Origin of the sequence: Bradyrhizobium sp. CW1, from assembly GCF_023100665.1 — a bacterium.
GTDB lineage: Bacteria > Pseudomonadota > Alphaproteobacteria > Rhizobiales > Xanthobacteraceae > Bradyrhizobium > Bradyrhizobium canariense_D.
Window position 1 is genome coordinate 102,372 of record NZ_CP064684.1, and the last position, 22,122, is coordinate 124,493.

General features: G+C 65.4%; 20 protein-coding genes. 6 read left to right on the forward strand and 14 right to left on the reverse strand.

Annotation, left to right across the window (positions count from 1 at the left end; genetic code table 11):
* Nucleotides 1–70: 70 nt before the first annotated feature.
* The 3 genes from IVB54_RS00500 to IVB54_RS00510 form a co-directional block, all read right to left on the reverse strand.
* Nucleotides 71–1,237, reverse strand: coding sequence for a TAXI family TRAP transporter solute-binding subunit (locus IVB54_RS00500; protein WP_247338184.1), 1,167 nt, complete (start codon nucleotides 1,235–1,237; stop codon nucleotides 71–73).
* Between the two features lie 18 nt (nucleotides 1,238–1,255).
* Entirely contained in the window at nucleotides 1,256–2,287 is a 1,032-nt protein-coding gene (locus IVB54_RS00505; protein WP_346658843.1) for a hypothetical protein, read from the reverse strand.
* Between the two features lie 218 nt (nucleotides 2,288–2,505).
* Nucleotides 2,506–3,480 carry an NADPH:quinone oxidoreductase family protein gene (locus IVB54_RS00510; protein ID WP_018459762.1) on the reverse strand — a complete coding sequence of 325 codons (975 nt, stop codon included), beginning with the start codon at nucleotides 3,478–3,480 and terminating at the stop codon, nucleotides 2,506–2,508.
* A gap of 214 nt (nucleotides 3,481–3,694) precedes the next feature.
* Here IVB54_RS00510 and IVB54_RS00515 point away from each other — a divergent pair, with 214 nt between their 5' ends.
* The 6 genes from IVB54_RS00515 to argG all read left to right on the forward strand — a co-directional run bounded on the left by IVB54_RS00515 (nucleotide 3,695) and on the right by argG (nucleotide 9,602).
* Nucleotides 3,695–4,534, forward strand: coding sequence for an SDR family oxidoreductase (locus IVB54_RS00515; protein ID WP_018459763.1), 840 nt, complete (start codon nucleotides 3,695–3,697; stop codon nucleotides 4,532–4,534).
* A 117-nt stretch (nucleotides 4,535–4,651) separates the two neighbouring features.
* Nucleotides 4,652–5,314: an invasion associated locus B family protein gene (locus IVB54_RS00520; protein ID WP_018459765.1), complete on the forward strand. Its 663-nt coding sequence runs from the start codon at nucleotides 4,652–4,654 to the stop codon at nucleotides 5,312–5,314.
* A 169-nt stretch (nucleotides 5,315–5,483) separates the two neighbouring features.
* Nucleotides 5,484–6,686, forward strand: coding sequence for a 23S rRNA (adenine(2503)-C(2))-methyltransferase RlmN (rlmN, locus tag IVB54_RS00525; protein ID WP_018459766.1), 1,203 nt, complete (start codon nucleotides 5,484–5,486; stop codon nucleotides 6,684–6,686).
* 157 nt (nucleotides 6,687–6,843) lie between these two features.
* Nucleotides 6,844–7,338, forward strand: a complete 495-nt coding sequence (locus IVB54_RS00530; protein ID WP_018459767.1) for a hypothetical protein — start codon at nucleotides 6,844–6,846, stop codon at nucleotides 7,336–7,338.
* A gap of 56 nt (nucleotides 7,339–7,394) precedes the next feature.
* Nucleotides 7,395–8,171: a phosphatase PAP2 family protein gene (locus IVB54_RS00535; protein WP_018459768.1), complete on the forward strand. Its 777-nt coding sequence runs from the start codon at nucleotides 7,395–7,397 to the stop codon at nucleotides 8,169–8,171.
* A gap of 93 nt (nucleotides 8,172–8,264) precedes the next feature.
* The gene (gene argG / locus IVB54_RS00540; protein ID WP_018459769.1) at nucleotides 8,265–9,602 is read left to right on the forward strand and encodes an argininosuccinate synthase; all 1,338 of its coding nucleotides are present in this window, start codon (nucleotides 8,265–8,267) and stop codon (nucleotides 9,600–9,602) included.
* A gap of 77 nt (nucleotides 9,603–9,679) precedes the next feature.
* On the opposite strand, the gene IVB54_RS00545 is transcribed toward argG, so the two are convergent.
* From IVB54_RS00545 to sdhC, 11 genes are all read right to left on the reverse strand, one after another.
* Nucleotides 9,680–10,930 carry an OmpA family protein gene (locus IVB54_RS00545; RefSeq protein ID WP_085395264.1) on the reverse strand — a complete coding sequence of 417 codons (1,251 nt, stop codon included), beginning with the start codon at nucleotides 10,928–10,930 and terminating at the stop codon, nucleotides 9,680–9,682.
* Between the two features lie 1,104 nt (nucleotides 10,931–12,034).
* Complete coding sequence (locus IVB54_RS00550) at nucleotides 12,035–12,277, reverse strand: hypothetical protein (protein WP_018459772.1); 243 nt, start codon at nucleotides 12,275–12,277, stop codon at nucleotides 12,035–12,037.
* Nucleotides 12,277–12,762, reverse strand: a complete 486-nt coding sequence (locus IVB54_RS00555; protein ID WP_018459773.1) for a pyridoxamine 5'-phosphate oxidase family protein — start codon at nucleotides 12,760–12,762, stop codon at nucleotides 12,277–12,279. The genes IVB54_RS00550 and IVB54_RS00555 overlap by 1 nt, the downstream gene beginning before the upstream one ends.
* A gap of 72 nt (nucleotides 12,763–12,834) precedes the next feature.
* On the reverse strand, nucleotides 12,835–13,221 hold the full coding sequence (locus IVB54_RS00560) for a VOC family protein (protein WP_007598770.1): 387 nt from the start codon (nucleotides 13,219–13,221) through the stop codon (nucleotides 12,835–12,837).
* Nucleotides 13,222–13,243: 22 nt separating this feature from the next.
* Nucleotides 13,244–14,068 (reverse strand): FkbM family methyltransferase, encoded by an 825-nt coding sequence (locus IVB54_RS00565; protein ID WP_018459774.1) that lies wholly within the window; start codon nucleotides 14,066–14,068, stop codon nucleotides 13,244–13,246.
* Nucleotides 14,069–14,195: 127 nt separating this feature from the next.
* Nucleotides 14,196–16,151: an ABC transporter ATP-binding protein/permease gene (locus tag IVB54_RS00570; protein WP_026233875.1), complete on the reverse strand. Its 1,956-nt coding sequence runs from the start codon at nucleotides 16,149–16,151 to the stop codon at nucleotides 14,196–14,198.
* 53 nt (nucleotides 16,152–16,204) lie between these two features.
* Nucleotides 16,205–18,376, reverse strand: coding sequence for a hybrid sensor histidine kinase/response regulator (locus IVB54_RS00575; RefSeq protein WP_247295784.1), 2,172 nt, complete (start codon nucleotides 18,374–18,376; stop codon nucleotides 16,205–16,207).
* Nucleotides 18,377–18,565: 189 nt separating this feature from the next.
* On the reverse strand, nucleotides 18,566–19,348 hold the full coding sequence (locus tag IVB54_RS00580) for a succinate dehydrogenase iron-sulfur subunit (protein ID WP_018459776.1): 783 nt from the start codon (nucleotides 19,346–19,348) through the stop codon (nucleotides 18,566–18,568).
* A gap of 42 nt (nucleotides 19,349–19,390) precedes the next feature.
* Complete coding sequence (gene sdhA / locus IVB54_RS00585; protein WP_018459777.1) at nucleotides 19,391–21,226, reverse strand: succinate dehydrogenase flavoprotein subunit; 1,836 nt, start codon at nucleotides 21,224–21,226, stop codon at nucleotides 19,391–19,393.
* A gap of 4 nt (nucleotides 21,227–21,230) precedes the next feature.
* Entirely contained in the window at nucleotides 21,231–21,647 is a 417-nt protein-coding gene (sdhD, locus tag IVB54_RS00590) for a succinate dehydrogenase, hydrophobic membrane anchor protein (protein ID WP_007598776.1), read from the reverse strand.
* A complete protein-coding gene (gene sdhC, locus IVB54_RS00595; protein WP_018459778.1) occupies nucleotides 21,644–22,042 on the reverse strand; it encodes a succinate dehydrogenase, cytochrome b556 subunit in 399 nt (132 codons plus the stop codon). Before sdhC ends, sdhD begins: the two co-directional genes overlap by 4 nt.
* Nucleotides 22,043–22,122: the final 80 nt, after the last annotated feature.

A 22,122-nucleotide genomic window follows, 5' to 3' on the forward strand; every position in this document is an offset into this window, starting at 1 on the left:
ATAACCGTCTCGGAATGCTGGATCGCCGCCTTCGCGGGCGATGACAGCTGTATGTGTGGATGACTGCTCGCTACTTCTTCTCCGCCTGCGCCTGGGCCTGGGCCTTTTCGGCGTCCCACGCCTGGAATTGCTTGAACAGCGTTTCCTTGTCCGCGTCGGACACTTTTGCGGCCGAGGGGCTCTGTCGCAGGAACGCCTCGAAGCGTTGCCGCGTCACCGGTTCGACGCCGTGGCGGTCGAGCCATTGCTGCGCCACCGGCAATCTGTTCCAGCCCGCCAGGGGCGCCGCGAGCGAGACCTCCTTCCACTTTGGATGGAAGGGCGGGTTCTGCAGCGTCGGGAATTTCGTGAAGAACGCGTCCACGTACAGTGCAAGCTTGCGGTAGCGCTCGGTGTTGGGCGCCCAGTTGTAGGCCGCGAGCACGGCCGGCACCGCGATGGTGTCCACGCTCTCGCCCTCCTTGACCAGGTTCGGATAGTCCTTGGCGGTCAGCGTCGCCGGCAGATAGTCGCTCTGGAGGGGCTTTGCATAATCCACGGTCGCAAGGTGGAAGCGGCCGTCATTGCCGAAGGTCGAAACGGACTTGTACGGTTTGCCGCCGACCACGATGACGGCGTCGATCTCGCCGGCCTTCAGTTTCTCCATCGCGATGCGCTGCTCGACATAAACGAATTTCGCCTTGATCCCGAGCCGCTCGAACACGGTGAGCGCGGTGACGAAGGTGCCGCCGTTGGGCAGATCGACGCTTACAGTTTTGCCTTCCAGATCCTTGAGTGTCGCGACCGATTTTGGCGCGATCACCTGCATCTCTTCGTTGTAGAGCTTCGTCACATAGGTGAATTGCTTCTTGATGTCCTTGGCAAAACCTTTGCGCTCGAGATAGTCGAGCGTATCCGCGCGGACGATTCCGAGATCGACGCCTTGCAGGAACAGGATGTCGGCAACGCTCTGCACCGAACCTCGGCCGACGATTGGCAACACACGAATCCTGTTGCCGTCGTCGAGCACGGAGGCGAGGTCGGCGCCGAATTGCACATAGGTGCCGCCGATCGTGCCGGTGATCAACGTCACGGTGTTGGCGTTCAGCGACTGCTTGGTCGAGGTCGAACCGAACTGGAAGATGGCTTTCAGGCTGTCAGAGACCTTGGCCGGATCATATTCGGTCTGCTCCGCGCGTGCCGCGAAGGCATAGATCATCATGATGGCGGCAAGCGCCATTCTCAAAGCATTACGCATGATATCCCCTAAAGAGTTCTAGTTCTGAAGCTGGGCGAGGCGTTGCCGCGCCTCCGCCGATCCAAGGCCTGCGGCCTTTTGGTACCAGTCGCGCGCGGCGGTCGCGTCGGCAGCAACGCGCCGCGCGTCGCTCGTGCCCAGCACCGCCGGGTCATAGGTTTGCGCGAGCAGAAATGCAGCCGTTGCATCCTGTGCATTGGCGGCCCGTTCGAGCAGCAGGCGCGCCGCGGCAATGTCGCCGACCGCCAACAGACCGTTCGCGCGCGCCATCAGCCCAGCCAGTGTGTCGGCATCGAGCGTCTTAGCGGGCGGTGGGGGCGCAGGCGGCGCCGCGACTGGCCCGGGCGCCTGGGCTTGCAGCGCGGTTTGATAGGCAGTCGCAATCGCTTCGCGGCTCGGAGCTGAGGCTGCGGGGAGATCCTGCGCGTCAGCGCTCGCCAGCCTTGTGTTGCTCAAGCGCGCCGGGTCCTTGTACGCGGTCTGAGGCCTGTCCGGCACGTTGGCCGACGCCATGGCCTGGTCCAGCTCGGCACCCGTCGGGCCGGCAGCGTCGGCGGCGAAGAGATTGCGGAGACTGGGCTGATACAGCGCGGCCGCAACGGCCAGCGTGGATGCGATGAGAACCGCCGCGAGAACACGCGGGACAATTCTGAGCCGGGGACCCAACGCCCGCGCCGTATATTCGCCTGACTCCGGCACACCGAGCGGATCGGACAGGATCAGTGGAATTGGATCTTCCGGTGACAGATCGAGCCGCGCGGCGCGCGCACGGATATAGGACGCGACGGCCGGATGTGATGCAGCTTGATCGGAATCGAACGATCTCGATTCCCTGGACGGGCGGTACGCCGTCGTCTCCATGGTGATGCTCCCCACTACTAACGCAACGCTGGGGCATCCCGGCTTCAGTCTTTTTGTTGTTGTCCAGAAATGCCCCGCAAACTGGAGCCGGTAAATCGCCGTCTGAATCAGCCCAAAAAACGTCGGCGGCTTGCGCGAATCGGGAGATATTTGGGTTTGATTGAGGCGAGGCGGAGGAATGCCCCGCAATTTTGTCGACAATGGTTGACGGGGATTGACCCGGCGGCGGCGCGGACACTGCCTGTCCCGCGCTCGCGGTCATTCCCCGCGAAGGCGGGAAACCAGTACGCCGCGGCTTCTCGATTCAATGACTGACGTCTCGGAGTACTGGTCGCCCGGTCAAGCCGGGCGATGACAGTTGAGCTCGTGGCGAGCGGCCGTACCGACACACGTCGTGCCGCATAGCCTCACGGATGCAGGATCACTTTGCCCATCGCCTGGCGTCCGGCGAGCACCTTGAGCGCATCCGCCGTCTGCGCCAGCGGGAAGACGCGATCGACATGCGAGGAGATCTTTCCTTCCGCTGTCCACTTCACGAGCTTCTCGAGATTGGCGCGGTTCTTTTCCGGGTTGAGCCGGGTCCAGGCGCCCCAGAACACGCCGCGGATATCGCAGCCCTTCAGCAGCGCGAGGTTCAGCGGCATCTTCGGAATGTCGCCGGCGGCGAAGCCGATCACGAGGAAGCGGCCTTCCCAGGCAATCGAGCGCAGGGCCTGCTCGGCATAGGTGCCACCAACCGGATCGAAGATGATGTCGACGCCCTTGCCGCCCGTAAGCTTTCGCAGGCCTTCCTTCAAATCTTCCTTGCCGTAATTGAGCGCGAGTTCTGCGCCGTGCGCCTTCGCGAATTCGAGCTTCTCGTCCGACGAGGCGCAGGCGATCACCTTCAGGCCCATCAGCTTGCCGAGCTCGCACGCGGCAAGTCCGGTGCCGCCGGCGGCGCCGAGCACCGCGAGCGTCTCGCCCGGCTTCGGGCTCGCGCGATCTTCCAGCGCATGCAGCGCGGTGCCGTAGATGATGATGATGCCGGCCGCGCGGTCATAATCGAGATTGTCGGGGATCTTCACGATCGATGCCGCCGGCAGCGCGATCTTTTCGCGCGCGCCGTTGTGGCCGCAGGAGGCGACGACGCGATCGCCGATCTTCAGATCAGTCACGCCGGGACCGATGCTCTCGATCACCCCAGCCACTTCGGCGGCCGGCGAGAACGGGAATGGCGGCTTGATCTGGTACTTGCCTTGAATCATCAGGATGTCGAAGAAGTTCAGCGCCGCAGCCTTGATCGCGATCACGGCTTCGCCGGGACCGGCCACCGGATCCGGCACGTCGGCCAGAACGAGATCGTCGGGCTGGCAATATTGCGAGCAGAGGATGGCTTTCATGGCGGCACCTTCTTGAGAAGTGAAGTACTGGGCGTTTCGAGTGGATTTATAGTTTGCCCGTTTCTGCCGGATTTAGGTGCGGGCGACAATCCGGTTTCTTTGTCAGTTGGAACGCAGGAGCCTATCCTCCCGTCATTGGGAGCGTAGCGAAGCCTATTTCCGCGGTACGGTTTCCCGCTGCGCGCGCAACGACGAAACAAGAAGGATTCAAACCATGTTTGAAACAGGCCTGCTCAAGGACAAGCGCATCCTCGTCACCGGCGGCGGTTCGGGCCTCGGTGCTGCAATGGCGCACCGTTTCCTCGCGCTCGGCGCCGAGCTCGTGATCTGCGGCCGCAAGCTCGATCGGCTCGAGGCGGCGGCGAGCAAGATGCGCGAAGAGAACGGCGGCAAGGTCACCACGATCGCCTGCGATATCCGAGACGGCACCGCCGTCGAGAGCATGATGGACGCGATCTGGCGCGGGGCGCCGCTCGATATTCTCGTCAACAATGCGGCTGCGACTTTCATCGCGCAGAGTGAGCATCTCTCATTCCGCGCCGCGGATGCGATTCTCGCGCCGACCCTGCATGGTGCGATGTATTGCACGCTTGCCGCCGGCAAGCGCTGGATCGACGGCAAGCATGGCGGCGTCGTGCTCTCGATCCTCTCGACCTCGACCATCACCGGTCGCGCCTTCACCGTGCCGTCGGCGATGGCGAAGTCGGCCGTGTTGGCGATGACCAAAAGTCTCGCCGTGGAATGGGGCCCGAAGGGAATCCGCACCGTCGCGATCGCGCCGGGACCGTTCCCGACCGCCGGCGCCTCGGGCCAGCTCCGCCCCGAGGGTCGCGACGAAGGGTGGGCCGCGCGCAACCCGATGGGACGAGCCGGCGAGCACCCCGAGCTTGCCGACCTCGCCAGCTTCCTAGTCTCCGACCGTGCCGGCTACATCAACGGCGAGATGGTGGTGATCGACGGTGGCGCGCATTTGCGCAGCTCCGGCGTCGAGGATTTGTTGCGCTGGACCGATGCGCAATGGGCGGAGCAACGCGCGGCGCGATCCAGGGCCTAGTCGCCGCGACCTTCGCTAACTGCCTTCCCAAATTGGACTTTCCCGGCTATCCCTGCCCCGGGGACAATGCGCGACCGGGCCATCTTCCAGTCACAATATTGAGGGAACCACTCCAGCATGTGGCGGGTGCTGATTTTAGCTTTGATGACGGGCGTGGCGGCCTGTGGAATCATCGATTCCGCGCGGGCGCAGACGGCGCAGCCTGCGCCCAAGACTGCACCGAAAGAGGCCGCGCCGAAACCGGCCGCGCCGGCGGCCAATACGACCGGAAAGACGGCTGCAAAGCCCGAGAGCAAGCCGGCGGCCCCGCACGCGGCGGTTGCCGGCGGCGCGGAGCCAACCCTGATCGGTCAGTTCGGCACCTGGGGCGCCTATTCGGCCGCGCCCAACGGCAAAAAGGTCTGCTTCGCGCTGGCCAAGCCGTCGTCGTCGAAGACCAACCCGCCGAATCGGCCGCGCGATCCTGCCTATGCCTTCGTCTCCACCCGCCCGGCGGAGAAGGTCAACAACGAAGTCTCGGTCATGATCGGCTATGCGCTGAAGCCGGGCTCTGAATCCTCGGTCGAGGTGGGCGGCGCCGCTTTCGCCATGTACTCGCAGGGCGACGGTCTCTGGATCAAGAACGCGGCCGAGGAAGAGCGGATGGTCGAGGCCATGCGCAAATCCGCCGATCTCGTGGTCAAGGGCATGTCGTCCAAGGGGACCGAGACCACCGACACCTTTTCGCTGAAGGGCCTTGCCCAGGCGCTCGACAAGATCGCGCAGGATTGCAGGCGTTAAGCCTGCGGTCGATAAGGTCGCAATCGGCCGTTCCGGTTGCTATATAGGGCGCGTTCCAGATTTTCTCCCGTCATTCCGGGGCGATGCGTAGCATCGAACTCGGAATCTCGAGGTTCCGGGTTTAGTCCTTTGGACCATCCCAGAACGACCACCTAAATCAGGCCATTCCATGCAACCGACGACCGAGCCGCACAACGCAACACTGGTGGAGAAGACTCCGCTCGAGACCTATGTGCCGCCGGCGAGGCCCTCGCTGATCGGCCTGTCGCGCACCGAGCTTGCCGATCGCCTCGGCGAGATCGGCGTTGCACCGGCGCAGCGCAAGATGCGCGTGCAGCAGCTGTGGCACTGGATGTATTTCCGTGGCGCCCAGAATTTCGAAGAGATGACGTCGGTCTCGAAGGGCATTCGTGCCGAGCTCGCGCAACATTTCACCGTCGACCGGCCCGAAGTCGTGGCCGAGCAGATCTCCAACGACGGCACCCGCAAATGGCTGCTGCGGCTGCCGAGCGGCGACAATGTCGAGCGGGCGCATGAAGTCGAGTGCGTCTACATCCCCGAAACCGATCGCGGCACGTTGTGTGTGTCCTCCCAGGTCGGCTGCACGCTGAACTGCTCGTTCTGCCACACCGGCACGCAGCGCCTGGTGCGCAATCTCACCGCCGGGGAGATCGTCGGACAGGTGATGGTGGCGCGCGATCGTCTGAATGATTGGGCCGATCGCGAAGACGGTACGCGCCGCGTCACCAACATCGTGATGATGGGCATGGGCGAGCCGCTCTACAATTTCGACGCGGTGCGCGACGCGCTGCTGATCGTCGGCGACAACGAAGGCATCGGCATCTCCCGCCGCCGCATCACGCTGTCGACCTCGGGTGTGGTCCCGAATATCGTGCGCGCGGGCGAGGAGATTGGAGTGATGCTCGCGATCTCGCTGCATGCGGTGCGCGACGAGCTGCGTAACGAGCTGGTGCCGCTCAACCGCAAATATCCGATCAAGGAATTGCTGCAGGCCTGCCGCGACTATCCCGGCGCCTCGAACGCGCGCCGCATCACCTTCGAATATGTGATGCTCAAGGGCGTCAACGATTCGCTCGACGATGCCAAGCTGCTGGTGAAGATGCTCAAGGGCATTCACGCCAAGATCAATCTGATCCCGTTCAACCCCTGGCCCGGCACCGCCTATGAGTGCTCGGACTGGGACCAGATCGAAAAATTCTCCGAATACGTCTTCAACGCCGGCTATTCCTCGCCGGTGCGCACTCCGCGCGGCCGCGACATCCTCGCCGCCTGCGGCCAGCTCAAGTCGGAGACGGAAAAGCTCTCGGCCCGTGAACGCCAGACGCTGCGGGCCATGGCGATGACGGATTGATATTGATGATGGCGACGCTCTCAACGCCCGTCATGGCCGGGCTTGACCCGGCCATCCACGTCGAGCCACGAGAGAGCAAGTCGTGGATGCCCGGGTCAAGCCCGGGCATGACGATTGTGGATGTGGCGACGCCGTCAGTCACCAATTCGTTCCCATCATGTCCCTGATCGGCCGCCTCGTCGTCATCTTCATCGGCTTCCTCGCCGCCTGTTTCGTCGGCGGCATGATCGTTGTCGTCGCGCTGTTGTTTCCGGAGTTCGCCGATCTCGGCGCCGGTCCCGTCGATCAGGGCACGATCGATATCCTGCTCGGGTTCGGCTTCATCTTCGTCTCGGGCTTTGCGCTGGTGCCGGCGGCGGTGATCGTGGCGATCACCGAGGCGCTCTACATCCGCAGCGCGCTCGCCTATGCCGTGGGCGGAGGCGTCGTGGGGCTCGCCTGCTATCTCGGCCTGGTCCCGTTTCATTCCGACACGCTGCAATTCGAAGGCATTGTGCGGCGGCATCTGGAGATCATGACCGGCGCGGGCATCGTCGCCGGCGTCGTCTACTGGCTGATCGCCGGCCGCAATGCCGGCGCTTGGCGCAATCCGCCGCCTGCGCGCCAACCGCCTCCGCCGCTGCCGTCGAATTCGCGGCCGGATGCGCGGTGACTTTCTGACTTGTCACGGGGTTTTCATCCCTTTCCCACTGGGCTAAACCGCGCGCCATGAACCGGACTGGACTCTTCATCGCCCTGGCGCTGTGGCTCGTGATCGGCGTCGTTTTCGGCCTCTATCCCGAGCTTGATCTCAAGCTCGCCGCGCTGTTCTTCGACCCTGAGACGAAAACGTTTCCGCTCAAGCTGAACGGTTGGGCCGGCTTCGCGCGCGACGCCGCGATGTGGGTCGCCTGGGCGTTCGTGCTGCCTGCGCTGATCGCGCTCGTGGTCAAGATGGTCCGGCCCGACCGCCCGCTGATGGTATCCGGTCGCGCGATCGTCTTCCTGCTGGTCACGATCATCATGTCGGCCGGCATCCTCACCAATCTCGCCTTCAAGTCCTATTGGGGCCGGCCGCGCCCGGTGGTGGTGACGCAGTTCGCCGGCGACCAGCAATTCGTGCCGTGGTGGGATCCGCGCGGGGGCTGCGCGCGCAACTGCTCGTTCTTCTCGGGCGAGGGCGCGACCGCGTTCTGGACGCTGGCGCCGGCCGCACTGGCACCGCCGGCGTGGCGACCGCTCGCTTATGCCGGAGCCGTGGTGTTCGGCCTCGTGACCAGCGGGCTGCGGATGGCCTTTGGCGGCCATTTCTTCACCGACGTGTCGATCGCCGGCCTCGTCACCTTCGTCGTGATCTGGTTTGCCTACGCGCTGATTTACCGCTGGCCGCGGACCCGGTTTTCCGACGAGGCGGTCGATGCCGCCCTGACTCGGCTGAACATGCCCGCTTACCGGCTCCGCCAGCGCCTGTTCGGACGCAAGACGGGTGCCGAGCCGTCAGTTTGAGCCATTAAAGGGGTGCCGAGCCCCGCGAAATTTGATATTCGCGCGGTCAACCCGTGAAACGACATCAGCCCTTCGAGACCGATTGGAAGCCCCATGACCACGATCCTGAAAAGCCTGCCCAAGGGGGAGAAAGTCGGCATCGCTTTTTCGGGCGGCCTCGATACCAGCGCGGCGCTGCTCTGGATGAAGCAGAAGGGCGCGCGCTGCTACGCCTATACCGCCAATCTCGGCCAGCCGGATGAGGCCGATTACAACGAGATCCCGCGCAAGGCGATGGAGTTCGGCGCGGAGAAAGCGCTGCTGGTCGATTGCCGCACGCAGCTCGTCCACGAAGGCATCGCCGCTATCCAGTCCGGCGCCTTTCATATCTCGACCGGCGGCATCACCTATTTCAACACCACGCCGCTCGGGCGCGCCGTCACCGGCACGATGCTGGTCGCGGCGATGAAGGAGGACGGCGTCAACATCTGGGGCGACGGCTCGACCTTCAAGGGCAACGACATCGAGCGCTTCTATCGCTACGGCCTCCTGACCAATCCGGGCCTGCGCATCTACAAGCCCTGGCTCGACCAGCAGTTCATTGACGAGCTCGGCGGCCGCGCCGAGATGTCGGCGTTCATGACGGCGCAGGGCTTTGCCTACAAGATGAGCGCCGAGAAGGCGTATTCGACCGACAGCAATCTGCTCGGCGCGACGCACGAGGCCAAGGATCTTGAAAGTCTCGACAGCGGCATCAAGATCGTCAACCCGATCATGGGCGTGCCGTTCTGGCGTGACGACTGCAACGTCAAGGCCGAGAAGGTTGTGGTGCGTTTCGAGGAAGGCCAGCCGGTCGCGCTGAACGGCCAGACCTTCTCTGATCCCGTCGCGCTGTTCCTCGAAGCTAACGCCATCGGCGGCCGCCACGGCCTCGGCATGAGCGACCAGATCGAGAACCGCATCATCGAGGCCAAGAGCCGCGGCATCTATGAAGCGCCCGGTATGGCGCTGCTGCACATCGCCTATGAGCGCCTCGTCACCGGCATCCACAACGAAGACACCATCGAGCAGTACCGCATCAGCGGCATGCGCCTCGGACGCCTGCTCTACCAGGGCCGCTGGTTCGATTCGCAGGCCCTGATGTTGCGCGAGACCGCGCAGCGCTGGGTCGCGCGCGCCGTCACCGGCGAGGTCTCGCTCGAGCTGCGCCGTGGCAACGACTACTCGATCCTCAACACCGAAAGCCCGAACCTCACCTATGCGCCGGAGCGGCTCAGCATGGAGAAGGTCGAGGACGCGGCGTTCACGCCGGCCGATCGCATCGGTCAGCTCACCATGCGCAACCTCGACATCAACGATACCCGCGCCAAGCTGAAGCTCTACAGCGACACGGGCCTGCTCTCGGGCAGCGAAGGCTCGCAGATCTTCCGGCTGGAGAGCGACAAGAGCTGACACGCTCCATCCGGGCTACGAAACAAAACAAAAAATGGCCGGGATTGCTCCCGGCCATTTTGCATTTGTGTGTCGCCTCAGCGCGGCGGCGCGGTGCCGGGCGGGGGCGGCGGCAGCGAGGCCTGGCCGCCGTTGAGCAACGGCGTGATGTTGCGGACGGTGACGCGCCGGTTGATCGCGCTCGGTCCTTGCGTCTGCTCCTTCAGGTACTGCTCGCCATAGCCTTGCGACGTCAGGTTTTCAGACGGCACACCGAATTGCTGGGTCAGCAATTCGGCCGCGGACTGCGCACGACGGTCCGACAATGACAAATTGTCGACGTCGTTGCCGACCGCGTCGGTGTGACCTTCGATCAGGAACACCACGCGCGGGTTGGCCTGGATCGCACGGTTGAGACCGTCCGCGATCGACTGCAGCTTCGCCGCCTGGTCCGGTGGGATGGTCCACGATCCGGTCTCGAAGTTGATCGTGTTGAGGTCGATGCTCGGCATTTGCATGCGAACATTCGGGCTGTAGCGGATCTCGTCGAGCGTGTAGCGACGGTTGATCCGCTGCACCGGCGGCGCCACCATCGTCTCGTAGATCACGTCCGGCGAGGCCTCCTGGGCGTCGACGATATAGCGATCGTAGGGCATGTTGACGACGGGCGGCGGCGCGTCGACATAGAAACCGCCGACCGACTGCGGATCGCGGTAGCTGTTGTCGATGATGACGAGCTCGCGCCCGGCCGGGTCCCTGCGGATTCGCCGCAGCAGCCGACCGTCCTGACCTACAACGGTAATGATCTCGCTGCCGTCGGGACGGATCACCACGGTGCGGGTATCGGCGCCGACAGTTTCGGTGCGGATGTCGCGGGCGCCATAGCGGAAGCGATAGAGATCGTTGCCGCGGACGTAGGTCTGCCCACCCGGATCGCGGATGATGATGCGGTCCGGCTCGGTGTAGACGGTGCGGCCGCCTTCGACCGACTCGCGGCGCTGGTTGCGGTAGTCGGCGATGGTGGCGCCGATCACGGCACCGGCGACGACACCTGCACCGATCGCGAGCGGCGTCAGGTCACGCTGCGGCGGACGCGGCGGTGGCGGCAGGGGCGTGGTCGTCGTGGGCGCGGCGCGGAACGCCGGCGCAACCGTGGGCGCCGCGTATTGCGCCCTGTTGGGCGGCGGGGTCGCAGCCGCCGAGCCCGGCACGGTGCTCGGTGCAGCGGCGCCGGCGGGGGGAGCCGGCGGCCGGGGCGGGGCGCCTGCCTGCGGCTGGGTCGGCGGAGCTCCGGCAGCGGGTGCACCAGCAGGAGGCGCACCACCCTGGCGTCCAGGGGGCGGTGTCACGGCGCCACCGGGGGCCGGCGTCGTTGTCGGAGCCGGAGTTGCACTAGGCGCAGGAGGCGAACCTGGACGGCCGGGCGGCGGCGTCGGAGTGCCACCGGGAGTCGGCGTGGCCGTCGGCGCGGGCGTGGCGCCTGGAGCAGGTGACCCTGCAGCCGGGGGCGCACCAGGACGTCCGCCGGGAGGCGGCGTACCGGGGCGGCCAGTCGGCGGCGTGCCCGGCGTGCTGCCTGGAGCCGGCGTCGCGGTCGGCGCAGGAGTCGCCGTCGGTGACGGTGTGGCTGCAGGTGCAGCCGGAGCACCCGGTCGCGCGGTCGGAGCGGCCGGCGCAGGCGACGGTGTTGCCGTGGGCGCCGGCGCTGGGCGTCCCTGCGGAGTTGCTGCCGCAGGCGGCGTCGGTGCGTGCTGCGGAGCCGCGGCGGACGGCGGTGCTGGCGGCGGGGGAGCCGGGCGCGCGGAAGGCGGTGCCGGAGGCGGCGGTGTCGGCGCGTGCTGTTGCGGAGCCGCAGCCGGGGCGGCGCAGGTTGCTTCGGGGCGGCGGGCGGCGGTGGGGCGGCGGCGGTGCCGGACGGGCCACAGGTGGCGGCGGCGGCGGCGGCGGTGCCGGACGGGCCGCAGGTGGTGGCGGGGGCGGTGGCGGCGCTGCTGGGCGCGGCGGTGCCGCAGCCGGCGGAGGCGCTGCCGGCGGATGGGGAGGTGCAGCTGCGGGCGGCGGTGCGGCCGGGCGCGCGGGCGCCGCAGGCGGCGCGGCCGCTGGTGGTCCCTTCGGCGGCTGCTTCGGTTTTCCGTCAGGGCCGGTCTCTTGTGGCTGCGCCTGCGCGACGACAAGCGGCGGCGCGCCTTGTGCATGCGATGCGGAGCTTGCGAATTGCATCGCGGTCAGAGCCGTGGTGGCAAGCAGCACGAAACGAAGGTTGGTCATGTGGTGAACTTCCCCGGAAGGTTCTTTGACGAAGTGTTCGGATGAACAGCTACGCGTTAGGCCGGATTGTGGCGGACGAAGCGGACGCGGCCCGATTTATTTCTGCACGCAAATCACCTCACTATGGTGACGTTCATTGCGCATTCAGACGCAGGTTGCAATTGCCTCGGATCTGATGCGTCGCCTCATGCGCGATCCCGCGGCGGACTTGCATCCGTCGCGGGATTCGGCGTGAGCGGTCCGTTCGGTCCGCGTGATGGAATCTCTTCAGGCATGCGGCCCGGCAATTCGTCGGGCGGCGCTGGCGAGCCGGGCTCGCGCACCGGCGGTGCGATTTCAGGCTGCGGATTGCTCGGCGGAATCCCCGGCGGCGGTTCGGTGGGCGTACCGGGCGTCGACGGCGGTATCTCGGGCGGCTCGATCGGCATTACATAGAGACCTTGCGGTTGTCGCCGAGATCGGGGCGCGTGTTCGTCACCGCCGCGGCCGCCATCTTCACATAGGAAATCACGGTGCCGGGCGAGTCCCAGAACTCGGCATCGTCAGGCGTGACCTTGAGCACGCGGATGTTCGGATCTTCCGCAGAGTCCCACCACGCCTTGGCCGGCGTCGAGAACAGCTCCTTGATCTTGGCACGGTCATTGGAGATCATTGCGGTGCCCGTCAGCGACACGTATTTCTGGCTGCCGGCATCTGCGAACGACAGGTTGATGGACGGATTGCGCGCGATCTCCTCGTCCTTGTGACGCCGCGCGTCGGTGAGGAAATAAATCGTGTTCGCGTTGCGGTCGAGATAGGCGCTCATCGGCCGCGCGCGGAGCTTGTCGCCATCGCGCGTCACCAGCATCGCGAATCCGATCGTCTTCATCAGATCCCATACGCGGTCGACGTCGCGGGCATTGTCGTTGGCCATGTCGTGCTCCTTCTTGCAAGGGACGACAACGGCGCGCGCGGAACGAGGTTCCGGCCGAAGGATGGAACTTATCTATTCCGGCGCGTGGCAAACCGCCTCGATGTTGTGTCCATCAGGGTCGAGCACGAAGGCGCCGTAATAGGTCGGATGGTAATGCGCCCGGATGCCCGGCGGCCCGTTGTCGCGCCCGCCCGCTGCAATCGCCGCCTTGTAGAACGCGTCCACCGTGGCGCGGTCCTTCGCCAGAATCGCGACATGCACCGGCTTGTTCAGCGCGCCCTCGCCGCCGATCCAGAAATCCGGCTTGCCGTCGGCGCCGAAGCCGGCGGCTGGATCGTGTCCGGTCTGCTCCTGCGTGACCTCCATGATCAGGCTGTAGCCGAGCGGCGCCAATGCCTTGGCGTAGAACGCCTTGGCGCGCTCATAGTCGGAGACCGGGAAGCCCATATGGTCGATCATTCGTAACATCCGTTGTTCGTCGTCAGCGCGACAGGAACGTATTGCTCCGCGTCTTGCGCGCAACCACGAAACCGCGCGCGACCATGTCGGCGATACAATCGTCCCGCCATTCCTTTTGCGACAAATGCTCGATTACCACCGCGCGCGGCCATAGCAATTGCGGCGCGTCGCGGAAGAAGCCGATCAAAACGCGATCCTCGAAGCCCTCGACGTCGATCTTCAGCGCGTCCACCTTGGTGACGCCGGCCTCGCCGAGAATGCGCGTCAACCGCAGCGAGGGCACCTTGATCGCCTCGGCGCTGGCCGTGCCGGTGACGACATGCGTGGCACCGAGATTGTCGCCGCCGCTCTCGATCATCAGCTCGCCGTCGCTGTCGCCGGCGGCCGCCTGCACCAGGCGCACCTGCGTCGCTTTCGACGCGGCCTGGTTGAACGACAGCCGTCCAAACGTCATCGGATGCGGCTCGATGGCGATCACTTTGCCTGATGGCCCGACCTGTCGCGCCATCACCAGCGCGAAGGTGCCGACATTGGCGCCGACGTCGACGAACACGCCGCCCTCCGGGGTGTGCTGGCGCAGGAAGTCGAGCTCGTCGAGATTGTAATCGGGATTGAACAGCGCGCCGCGCTCGGTGGCGCTGCCCTGGTGATAGAAGCGGAACGATGCGCCCTGGTATTGCACGTCGATGGGACCACCGCGCAGCAGGTTCACCAATCGCGACAGCCAGGGCCGGAACGCGCCGCGCTTCAGCCCCGATTGTGTCGCGAGGCGAATGATCGCGGCCTGCGCCGCGTTCGGCGCAAACGCGCCGAACGGCGCGGACGAAGGGGCATTATCGGTCGCCAAGTCAAAGTCCTCGTTGCAAGCGGCGCATGCATAGCCGGTTTTGCCGGGGACTCCAACGCTCGATCCGGGCAACAATCTCTGGGTCGTCCCGGCCTTCGCCGGGACGACGAAGAAAAGAGACCGCCCCTCACGCCGCCTTTTTCGGCGCCTTGCGCTGGCGCAGGAAGCGGCCGAGCAGCTTGCGCTTGCCCTTGCGCGGGATCAGGTCGATATCGCTGACGAGTTTTGCGCCGCCCTTGCGGCGCTCCAGCACGATCTTGCGGCTGTGGAAGGCTTCCAGCTCGACACGATGCGCGACGCTGACGATGGTGGCCTTCGGCAGTTCGTCGGTGATCATCTTCATCATCTTGTCCTGGCTCTTCTCGTCGAGCGCCGAGGTCGCCTCGTCGAGCACGACGATATCCGGGTTGTGCAGCAACAACCGCGCGAAGGCGAGGCGCTGCTTCTCGCCGCCGGACAGCGTCTGGTCCCAGGGTGCTTCTTCCTCGATCTTCTCCTTGAGATGGTCGAGGCCGACCTTGTGCAGGGCCTCGCCGATCTCCTCGACCGTCCAGTCGTCTTCCGCGCCGGGATAGGCGACGGCACGACGCAAGGAGCCCGACGGCACGTAGGGTCGCTGTGGCAGCATGAACAGCCGCCGGTCGGGATGGAAATTGACGCTGCCGCCACCCCATGGCCAGAGCCCGGCGATGGCGCGCACCAGCGTGCTCTTGCCGGTGCCGGATTCGCCGGCCACCAGCAGCCGCTCGCCACGCTCGATCACCACCTCGGTCTCGCCGACCACGGCGGTGCCGTCATCGAGCGTGACGGAGAGATCCTTCAGCTCCAGCATGGCGTCATTGCTGGTCTCGCCGCGCTTGATGCGGCCGAAGCCGTCGCCCAGCTCGGCGCGCTCGAGGCCGTCGAGCGACATCATCAGCGAGGCGATGCGGCGAGCGCAGGCATTCCAGTCGGCGAGCCGCGGATAATTGTCGACCAACCAGCCGAACGCGCTCTGCACGATGGTGAAGGCGGAAGCCGCCTGCATCACCTGACCCAGCGTCATGCTGCCGTCGAGGAATTTCGGCGCGCACAGCAGAAGCGGCACGACCGGCGCAACGAGGCTCGATCCCTGCGACACCAGCGTGGTGCGCATGTGCTGACCCGCGAGCCGCGCCCATTGCCGCAGCACGTTGGTGAAATTGCGGTCGATGCCGTCGCGCTCCTCCTCCTCGCCGCCGAGCAGCGCGATGCTCTCGCCGTTCTCGCGCACGCGCGTCAGCGTGTAGCGGAAATCGGCCTCAGCCTGGTTCTTGTCCTCGGAGACCTGCACGAATTGGCGGCCGATCACCAGGATCGAGCCCGATGCGATTCCCGCATAGAGCATCGCGGCGATCACCAGGAAGCCGGGAATGGTCACCGACGATCCCGCAAGGGTGACGGTGAGCGCGCCGCCGATCGTCCAGAGCACGACGATGAAGGTCACGGCCGACAGCAGCGCGGACGTCACGCCGGCGAGAAAATCCACCGGAGAATCGGTCGCGACGCGCAGATCCTCCGCGATCCGGTATTCCGGATTCTTGTGGTCGCCGCTGACGAGATTGAGCTGGTAATAGCGGCCGTTGCCAAGCCAGCGCGTCAGCACGCTTGCCGTCAGCCACGCCCGCCAGCGCCGCTGGATGCCCATGCGCGCGAACACTTGTGCCACGCCGAGCACGATGCTGCCGATCGCGAGCGGGAAGAATACCGCGGTGAGATGGAAGACGGTGGACGCCTCGCGCTTCTCGATCGCGTCGAAGATCGCCCGATTCCAGACATTGATGCCGTATTGGAAGCCGACGGTGAGGACGATCAGCAGGCCGAGGCCGACGGAGTAGAGCCACGCAAGCCGGTCGCCGTTGCCGCCCCAGAAGCCGCGCGCGCTGATCCAGAAGCGGGTGAGGAGATAGTCCTTGCGGGCCTGCTCGGCCTCTTCAGGCGACAGCTCCGGGTCGGGCTCGACCAGCTCGGGCGGCGGCGGAGCCACTTCCCCGCCGGTCTCGCCGATGATTTCGACGATGGGCGGCTTCTTGCCCGATTCGCGTTTTCTGACCGGCTTTTGCATGGCCGGATAACGCAAGCTAAATCAAAAGGTTCCCGTAGGTTCCGGGCGTCAGCTCACTCGGCGGCGCCGTCGCGCACCCGGCGCCGCGCGACCCGGTGCAGCACGCGCGATAGCTGATCGATCGCGTAGGGCTTCTGCACGAGCTCGAAATCGACCTTGCCGTCCTGGGACAGCGCCTCGCTGTAGCCGGTGGTCAGCACGACCGGCACGCCGATGCCGCGGTCGCGGACCGCCTGCGCGAGATCGAGCCCGGTCATGCCGGGCATCACGATGTCCGAGAAAACGACATCGAAGCGATCGGCATCCATGACCAGCTCGGCGAGTGCATCGGTTGCGTTGTCGATCAGCGTGACGCTGTAGCCGAGCTCGGTGAGGCCGTCGGCCGCGAAATTGGCGAGTTCGATATTGTCCTCGACCAGCAGCACCGACATGCCGCTGCCGGCCACGGCCGGGGCCGTATTCGGTGCCTGCCGCTGCGGCAGCAAATCCGGCGCCACGCGCGGCAGGTAGAGCGAGAAGGTGCTGCCGTGGCCGACCTCGCTGGTGACTGTCACCTCGCCGCCGGACTGCCGGGCGAAGCCGAACACCTGCGATAGGCCGAGACCGGTGCCGTGGCCGATCTGCTTGGTGGTGAAGAACGGTTCGAAGATGCGCTCGAGCCGCGTAGCCGGAATGCCGATGCCGGTGTCGCTGACGGCAATGCCGACGAAACCGTGTTTGCCAGCAAGGTCACGGCCGCCTGAAAGATCAGGGTTGCCCGAGACGGGAGCCCGCGTGTCCGCAATGGTCGCCGCGGCCTCGACGTTGAAGACGATCCTGCCCTTGCCGTGCATGGCATCGCGCGCATTGGTCGCCATGTTGATCAACGCCGTCTCGAACTGGCTTGCATCGGCATTGACGAGGCAGGGCTCGGCCGGCAGCCGCATCGCGATTTCGATCGCGGGTCCGAGCAGCGTCGCGAGCATGTCGTGCAGCGACTGCAACCGCGCGCCGACGTCGAACACCTCCGGCTTCAAGGTCTGGCGGCGCGCGAAGGCGAGCAGCTGCGATGTCAGCTTGGCTGCGCGCCCGACCGCGTCTGCGATGGCCGTGATGTAGCGCTGGCGCCGCTCCTCGCTCAGCTGCGGCCGGTTCAGCAGGTCAACGGAGGCGCGAATCACGGTCAGGAGGTTGTTGAAGTCGTGCGCGACGCCGCCGGTGAGCTGGCCGAGCGCCTCAAGGCGCTGGCTGTGCTTGAGCGCCTCCTCGGCTTCGCGCCGCGCGGCGGCCTCGGCCTGGAGATGCTGGGTGCGCCGGAACGCGAACGCCAGCAGCAGAAACAGCAGCGCGGTGGCGGGAATGCCGAACACCAGATGCTGGCCCATGGTGGCGAACCAGCGCGCGCGGATCGCCGAGGTCTCCAACCCCGCGCTGACATAGATCGGGTATTCGGCGATGCGTCGGTAGCCGATGCGGCGCTCGACCTCGTCCCATGGCCAGGCAATGGTGATGAGGCCATGCTCGGGGTGAGCTGCGATGCTGCGGCCGACCGGCCCGTTAGGATCGAGCCTGAGGTCGCGATCCAGCCGCGGAAGATGCGCCAGCACCACGCCGTCGGTGCGTCCCATGGCGAGGAAGCTGCCAGGGTCGGAGCCGATCCGGGCATAAAAGCTCTCGAAATATTCCGGGAGGACAGAGGCCTGGATCACGCCGATGAAGCTGCCGTCGTCGGAGCCGCGGCGGCGGCTGACCCCGAAGAAGCGCGCGCCCTGATAGGGCTGGCGCGGCGTCAGGGGAACACCGATGTAGCTGCCGATGGTCTGGTCGACATGGGCGGCAAAGTAGTCGCGGTCCGCAAAGCTCTGCGCCGGCGGCGGCGAGGCCAGGCTGTTGACCAGCGACTTTCCGTCCGCATCGAAGATCCATGCCGATTTGAGCTGCGGCAGCGAATCGGAGAGTTGCTTCAGGCGGCGGTGCAGGGCCGGCTCGCGCGAGCGGATGATGTCGTCGGGCATGCCGCGCACCACCTCGTTGATCTCGGCGAGGCTGCGGTCGATGGTCTCGAACACCTTGAGCGCATGCTCATGCGCGACATCGAGGGTGCGCTCGATCTCGCGGTCGGCGATATCTTTCGTCGAGGTGTAGGAGATCGAGGCGGCGATCGCGAACAGCGCAATCGGCAGCGCCAGGGACGCAGCCATCATCCACTGCAGCAATCTCAGCGAATTGCGTTGTGCGCCCTGCACGGTCGCTCCGGTCCCACGCCGGAGAGCTTACTTGAATTTCGCGCCGGGAAGGAAGCGGCTTGTGGCGGGAACCAGAGGTTGCAACCCGCCTGCTTGCGCGCGCAGGGGTGCAGGCAAAATCTACTCGAACACCTGCCCGTCGTAGAATGCCCCGGCCGTTCCGGCCGGGGATCGCAGCATGAATGACGCCTAGATCTGGCGCTCGACCATCTTGAGCTTGAGCTCGGCGATGGCTTCCGCCGGGTTGAGGCCCTTCGGGCAGGCCTTGGCGCAGTTCATGATGGTGTGGCAGCGATAGAGGCGGAACGGGTCCTCGAGATTGTCGAGCCGCTCGCCGGTCGCCTCATCCCGCGAATCCGATACCCAGCGGTTGGCCTGGAGCAGCGCGGCGGGACCGAGGTAGCGCTCGCTGTTCCACCAATAGCTCGGGCAAGAGGTCGAGCAGCAGGCGCAGAGGATGCATTCATAGAGGCCGTCGAGCTTCTCGCGGTCTTCGTGGCTCTGCTTCCATTCCTTCTGCGGCGTCGGCGAGGTCGTCTTTAGCCACGGCTCGACCGAAGCGTATTGTGCATAGAAATTGGTGAGGTCGGGGATGAGGTCCTTCACGACAGGCTGGTGCGGCAGCGGATTGATCTTCACCGCGCCGTCCTTCACGTCGTGCATCGAGCGGGTACAGGCCAGGGTGTTCTGGCCGTCGATGTTCATCGCGCAGGAGCCGCAGACGCCTTCGCGGCAGGAGCGGCGGAAGGTCAGCGACGGGTCGATGTTGTTCTTGATCCAGATCAGGCCGTCCAGCACCATCGGCCCGCAATCATGGGTGTCGACGTAATAGGTGTCGACGCTGGGAGTCTTGCCGTCGTCCGGATTCCAGCGATAGACGCGGAATTCACGGACCTCAGTCGCGCCCGCGGGCTTCGGCCAGGTCTTGCCGCCTGATATCTTGGAGTTCTTCGGAAGTGCGAATTCAACCATTTCGATAAAGCTTTCGCTGTTCGCTCAGTACACGCGCGCCGTTTAGTAAACGCGAGCTTTGGGCGGGATGTACTGGACGTCGTTGGTCATGGTGTAGTCGTGAACGGGGCGGTACTCGATCTTGACCTTGCCGGAATCTTCCAGCCAGGCCAGCGTGTGCTTCATCCAGTTCTTGTCGTCGCGCTCGGAGAAGTCCTCGCGGGCATGCGCGCCACGGCTCTCGGTGCGGTTGGCGGCCGAGTTCATCGTCACCACCGCCTGCGAGATCAGATTGTCGAATTCGAGCGTCTCGATCAGGTCGGAATTCCACACCAGCGAGCGGTCGGATACGGCGATGTCGATGATGCCGCTATGGACCTTCTCGATCAGGTTCTGGCCTTCGCTCAGGATGTCGCCGGTGCGGAACACCGCGCAATTGTTCTGCATCACGTGCTGCATGCCTTCGCGCAGCTTCGCGGTCGGCGTGCCGCCGGAGGCGTAGCGGTAGTGGTCGAGCCGGCCGAGCGCCAGGTCGGACGAATTCGCCGGCAATTCCGGCTGGCTGGCGTTCGGCGTGAGCTTCTCGGCGAGGCGCAGCGCCGCGGCGCGTCCGAACACGACGAGGTCGATCAGCGAGTTGGAGCCGAGGCGGTTGGCGCCGTGCACGGAGACGCAGGCGGCCTCGCCGATCGCCATCAGGCCGGGGATGATGGCGTTGTCGTCGCCGTCCTTCTTGGTCAGGACTTCGCCGTGATAGTTCGTCGGGATGCCGCCCATGTTGTAATGCACGGTCGGCACAATTGGGATCGGCTCGCGCGTCACGTCGACATTGGCGAAGATCTTTGCGGATTCCGAGATGCCCGGCAGGCGTTCGGCCAGCACCGCGGGATCGAGATGGTCGAGATGAAGGAAGATGTGGTCCTTCTTCTTGCCGACACCGCGACCTTCGCGAATCTCGATGGTCATCGCACGCGAGACGACGTCACGCGAGGCCAGATCCTTGGCGGAGGGCGCATAGCGCTCCATGAAGCGCTCGCCCTCGGAGTTGACGAGATAGCCGCCTTCGCCGCGCGCGCCTTCGGTGACGAGACAGCCCGAACCGTAGATGCCGGTCGGGTGGAACTGCACGAACTCCATGTCCTGCATCGGCAGACCGGCGCGCAGCACCATGCCGCCGCCGTCGCCGGTGCAGGTGTGCGCCGAGGTGCAGGATGCATAGGCGCGGCCATAGCCGCCGGTGGCGAGGATCACGGTCTGGGCGCGGAAGCGGTGCAGCGTGCCGTCATCGAGCTTGAGCGCGATAACGCCGCGGCAGGTGCCCTGGTCGTCCATGATCAGGTCGATGGCAAAGAACTCGATGAAGAACTCGGCCGCGTGACGCAGCGACTGGCCGTACATCGTGTGCAGCATGGCGTGGCCGGTGCGGTCGGCGGCGGCGCAGGTGCGCTGCGCCTGGCCCTTGCCGTAGTCCATGGTCATGCCGCCGAACGGGCGCTGGTAGATCTTGCCGTCTTCGGTGCGCGAGAACGGCACGCCCCAATGCTCGAGCTCGTAGACCGCCTCGGGCGCGTTGCGCACCATGTATTCGATCGCGTCCTGGTCGCCCAGCCAGTCCGACCCCTTCACGGTGTCGTACATGTGCCAGCGCCAGTCGTCCTTGTGCATGTTGCCGAGGGACGCCGAGATGCCGCCCTGCGCCGCGACGGTGTGCGAGCGGGTCGGAAACACTTTGGTGATGCAGGCGGTACGAAGACCGGCTTCGCTGCAGCCGACCACGGCGCGCAGGCCTGCGCCGCCGGCGCCGACCACGACGACATCATAGGTGTGATCTTCGATCGGATAGGCTTTGCCGTTGGTGGCGGGAGCGCCGTTGCCCTTGCCATTGGTCTCTGTGGCCATGGGTTTAGACTCCGGAGGAAAGTTTCAGGATCGCGTAGGTCGAGGCGAGCGCCACGGCGAACGAGAAGAAGTTGTTGAGCATGATCGAGATGAGCTTCAGCTTCTCGTTATGGATGTAGTCCTCGATCACGACCTGCATGCCGATCTTCATGTGCCAGGCGCTGGCGAAGATGAAGAGCAGCAGGATCACCGCGATCGGCAGCGAGCCGAGAATCTGTGCGGCGCCGGCCTGGTTGCGGCCGAGCAGCATCATCACGATCACGATCACGGGGATCATCAGCAGCGTCATGGCGACGCCGGTGATGCGCTGGCGCCAGAAATCGGAGGTGCCCGAATGCGCCGCGCCGAGATTGCGCACGCGGCCGAGCGGGGTGCGCATGGAGGAGCCCTTCGGGGCGCCGTGGGATTCGTCGAAACTCATCGTCCGCCTCCGATCGCGTAGGCGATGATCCAAATGAGGACCGTGAGCACGATGCCGCCGATCAGGGCGCCCCAGGTCAACGCTTCGCGCTCATTGGCCTTGAAGCCGTAGCCGAGGTCCCAGACGAAATGCCGGATGCCGCTGAGCATGTGGTGCATCAGCGCCCAGGTGTAGCCGAACACGATCAGGCGGCCGATGATGCTGCCGGTGAAGGCTTGGACGTGGCTATAGGCGGCGGGGCCGGAGGCCGCCGCAATCAGCCACCAGGCCAGCAGCAGCGTTCCGGCGTAGAGGGCAATTCCGGTGGCGCGATGGACGATGGAAAGCGCCATCGTCAGGGTCCAGCGGTAGGTCTGAATGTGCGGCGAAAGCGGTCGTTCGATCCGTGCGGTCATGGGCTTCAATTGCTTTATTGCGGCCCAGCATGGGGCGCGCGGGGATCGCGAAAGGTCGGCTCTATTTACGGAGTCGATTT

Coding starts and splice junctions, on each gene's coding strand:
- IVB54_RS00500 (WP_247338184.1), bottom strand. CDS start 1,237: ATGCGTAATGCTTTGAGAATGGCGCTTGCCGCCATCATGATGATCTAT.
- IVB54_RS00510 (WP_018459762.1), bottom strand. CDS start 3,480: ATGAAAGCCATCCTCTGCTCGCAATATTGCCAGCCCGACGATCTCGTT.
- IVB54_RS00515 (WP_018459763.1), top strand. CDS start 3,695: ATGTTTGAAACAGGCCTGCTCAAGGACAAGCGCATCCTCGTCACCGGC.
- IVB54_RS00520 (WP_018459765.1), top strand. CDS start 4,652: ATGTGGCGGGTGCTGATTTTAGCTTTGATGACGGGCGTGGCGGCCTGT.
- rlmN (WP_018459766.1), top strand. CDS start 5,484: ATGCAACCGACGACCGAGCCGCACAACGCAACACTGGTGGAGAAGACT.
- IVB54_RS00530 (WP_018459767.1), top strand. CDS start 6,844: ATGTCCCTGATCGGCCGCCTCGTCGTCATCTTCATCGGCTTCCTCGCC.
- IVB54_RS00535 (WP_018459768.1), top strand. CDS start 7,395: ATGAACCGGACTGGACTCTTCATCGCCCTGGCGCTGTGGCTCGTGATC.
- argG (WP_018459769.1), top strand. CDS start 8,265: ATGACCACGATCCTGAAAAGCCTGCCCAAGGGGGAGAAAGTCGGCATC.
- IVB54_RS00550 (WP_018459772.1), bottom strand. CDS start 12,277: ATGCCGATCGAGCCGCCCGAGATACCGCCGTCGACGCCCGGTACGCCC.
- IVB54_RS00555 (WP_018459773.1), bottom strand. CDS start 12,762: ATGGCCAACGACAATGCCCGCGACGTCGACCGCGTATGGGATCTGATG.
- IVB54_RS00560 (WP_007598770.1), bottom strand. CDS start 13,221: ATGATCGACCATATGGGCTTCCCGGTCTCCGACTATGAGCGCGCCAAG.
- IVB54_RS00570 (WP_026233875.1), bottom strand. CDS start 16,151: ATGCAAAAGCCGGTCAGAAAACGCGAATCGGGCAAGAAGCCGCCCATC.
- IVB54_RS00580 (WP_018459776.1), bottom strand. CDS start 19,348: ATGGTTGAATTCGCACTTCCGAAGAACTCCAAGATATCAGGCGGCAAG.
- sdhA (WP_018459777.1), bottom strand. CDS start 21,226: ATGGCCACAGAGACCAATGGCAAGGGCAACGGCGCTCCCGCCACCAAC.
- sdhD (WP_007598776.1), bottom strand. CDS start 21,647: ATGAGTTTCGACGAATCCCACGGCGCCCCGAAGGGCTCCTCCATGCGC.
- sdhC (WP_018459778.1), bottom strand. CDS start 22,042: ATGACCGCACGGATCGAACGACCGCTTTCGCCGCACATTCAGACCTAC.